The organism is Limnohabitans sp., assembly GCF_044373035.1.
Taxonomy (GTDB): Bacteria; Pseudomonadota; Gammaproteobacteria; order Burkholderiales; family Burkholderiaceae_C; genus Limnohabitans_A.
Map to the genome: position 1 here is coordinate 1 of NZ_JBILQU010000229.1, position 2,798 is coordinate 2,798.

The 2,798-nt window shown below is 61.6% G+C and carries 3 protein-coding genes; 1 reads left to right on the top strand and 2 read right to left on the bottom strand.

The window, feature by feature from the left end:
• Nucleotides 1-1,169, bottom strand: a 1,169-nt coding sequence (gene tgt / locus ACIQ47_RS16320) for a tRNA guanosine(34) transglycosylase Tgt (protein WP_396439082.1), incomplete at its 3' end; no start/stop codon positions are given.
• Between the two features lie 62 nt (nucleotides 1,170-1,231).
• On the bottom strand, nucleotides 1,232-2,167 hold the full coding sequence (locus ACIQ47_RS16325) for a LysR family transcriptional regulator (protein ID WP_396439083.1): 936 nt from the start codon (nucleotides 2,165-2,167) through the stop codon (nucleotides 1,232-1,234).
• Between the two features lie 109 nt (nucleotides 2,168-2,276).
• Here ACIQ47_RS16325 and ACIQ47_RS16330 point away from each other — a divergent pair.
• A partial coding sequence (locus tag ACIQ47_RS16330) for a Rieske 2Fe-2S domain-containing protein (RefSeq protein WP_396439084.1) occupies nucleotides 2,277-2,798 on the top strand: 522 nt, incomplete at its 3' end.

Below are 2,798 nucleotides of genomic sequence, written 5' to 3' on the forward strand. Positions count from 1 at the left end.
ACGCCGCGTGCGCGCTCGCTCTTGAACTGCGCCCTGAACTGGGTGAACTGCGCTGCTTCGAGCGACTCGCGCACTTCGCGCATCAGGTTCAGGTAGTAGTGCAGGTTGTGGATGGTGGTCAGCATGGGGCCGAGCATTTCGCCGCAGCGGTCCAGGTGGTGCATGTAAGCGCGGCTGAAACCGTCTCGGCCACCGTTGTCCCACGACACGCCAGACGTTCCCGCGCAGGCATGGCAGGTGCAGCTGGTGTCCAGTGGTTGCGGGTCGTTTTTGTGGCGGGCGTTGCGCAGCTTCAGGTCGCCAAAGCGGGTGAACACCGTGCCGTTGCGGGCGTTGCGGGTGGGCATCACGCAGTCGAACATGTCCACACCATCGGCCACGCCTTGCACCAGGTCTTCAGGCGTGCCCACGCCCATCAGGTAGCGCGGTTTGAGTGCGGGCAGGCGGTGCGGTGTGTGCGCCATGATTTGCAGCATCAGGTCTTTGGGCTCGCCCACGCTCACGCCGCCCACGGCGTAACCCGGGAAGTCCATCCCTACCAGCGCGTCGAGTGATTCCTGGCGCAGGTTCTCGAACATGCCGCCTTGCACGATGCCAAACAGCGCGTTGGGGTTTTCCAGGCGTGCAAACTCGTCTTTGGAGCGCACGGCCCAGCGGCGGCTCATCTCCATCGACTTGCGGGCCTCAAGCTCGGTGGTCAAGTGCCCCTTGGTCTCGTAAGGCGTGCACTCGTCGAGCTGCATCACGATGTCCGAGTTCAGGATGGTCTGGATCTGCATGCTGACCTCGGGCGACATGAACAGCTTGTCGCCGTTCACGGGCGAGGCAAAGGTCACGCCTTCTTCGGTGATCTTGCGCATATCGCCCAGCGACCAGACTTGAAAACCACCCGAATCGGTCAAGATCGGTTTGTCCCATTTCTCGAACTGGTGCAGGCCGCCAAAGCCTTGCATGATGTCCAGCCCCGGGCGCATCCACAGGTGAAAAGTGTTGCCCAAAATGATCTGCGCGCCCATTTCGTGCAAGCTGCGTGGCATCACGCCCTTGACCGTGCCGTAGGTCCCCACAGGCATGAAAATGGGCGTTTGCACCACGCCATGGTTCAGGGTGAGCTGGCCGCGTCGGGCGTGGCTGGAGAGGTCGGTTTTGAGCAGATCGAATTGGAGCATGTAAGGCCTAAAGCTGAGGCTTGAATTGTAGGAGCTCACTCTGTGAGCGATTCTCCAAAAAATCAGGCCATTTGTTCTGCGCTGGTTTTGCTGCCATCGCCAAAGCATTGCGCCACCAACGTGCGCAGCCACTGGTGCCCGGGGTCTTTGTGCAGCCGGGCGTGCCAAAACTGGTGGATGGCGCTGCCGTCTACCGACAAGGGAAGGGCGCGGGTGGTCAGGGCAAAGGGGCGGGTCACGCGCTGGGCAAAGCGTTCGGGCACGGTGGCGATCAGGTCCGAGTGGTCCAGCACATCGCCCAAAGCCACATAGTGCGGCACCGTCAGGCGGATGCGCCGCTGCAGGCCTTGACGTTCCAGCGCTTCGTCTACCCGTCCATGGCCCGTGCCTGCAGCGATCACGCGCACATGGCTGGCTGCGGCAAAGTCGGGCAGGGTCAAGTCGTCTTTGCTGGCCAAAGGATGGCCCTCACGCATCAGGCACACATAAGGCTGGCGAAACAGCGACTGCTGAAAAAAACCCGCCTGCAGCTGCGGCAGCAGGCCCAGGGCCAAGTCGGTGCGGCCCGTGGCCATGTCGTCTTTCAGGCTGGCGCTGGTCACGGCCACCACATTCAGCGTGACGCCCGGGGCGGCCTGGGCCAGCGCGTCCATCAGCACGGGCAAAAAATACATCTCGCCCACATCGGTCATGGCCAAAGTGAAACGGCGCTCGCTGGTGACGGGGTCAAAGGAGGCGCGCACATTCAGTGCTTGCTGCAGGCCGTCGAGTGCGGCAGCCACGGGCTCGGCCAGCTGCAGGGCATAGGGCGTGGGTTCCATACCGCCCTGGGTGCGTAGAAAAAGCGTGTCACCCAGACTGGCACGCAGCCGACCCAAAGCGCTGCTGACGGCGGGCTGGCTCATGCCCAGCACGGTGGCCACGCTGGAGACGCGCTTTTCGCGCAGCAGGTGGTGAAACACCAGCAGCAGGTTCAAGTCGAGTCGGGCAAGTTCCATGGAGGATTTGAGCAATATTTGAAATTCGGATAATGATTATCTTTGAATTTCGATTTACGGAATTCGATGTTTTGCGCATGATGCGAGTCAAGGATTTGCAGGAGACGCCATGACCGAACACCCCATCCACTGGGAAACGCCCGGCACCAGCCGTGTCCCGTTTGCCGTGTACACCGACGAAGACCGGCACAAAAAGGAGCTAGAGCGCCTCTTTTACAAAAGCCACTGGAGTTATGTGGGCCTGGAGGCCGAGATACCGAACGTGGGCGATTTCAAACGCACCGTGGTGGGCGAGCGCTCGGTCATCATGACGCGCAGCGAGGGCGACCAGATCCATGTGGTGGAAAACGTTTGCGCCCACCGAGGCATGCAGTTTTGTCGCGAGCGCCATGGCAATAAGAAAGAGTTTGTCTGCCCCTACCACCAGTGGAGCTACACCCTCCAGGGCGATTTGCAGGGCGTGCCGTTTCGGCGCGGTGTGCGGCAGGGCGGCAAGGTCAATGGCGGCATGCCCGCAGACTTTGACCCCAAGGACCACGGACTCACTCCCCTGAAAGTGGCCACACGCGGTGGCGTGGTGTTCGCCTCGTTCGACCACAACGTGGAGTCGCTCGAAGACTTCATGGGCCCG

What these genes read in the sequence shown, in the direction of transcription:
- ACIQ47_RS16325 (WP_396439083.1), bottom strand. Translation starts at nt 2,167, where the DNA reads ATGGAACTTGCCCGACTCGACTTGAACCTGCTGCTGGTGTTTCACCAC.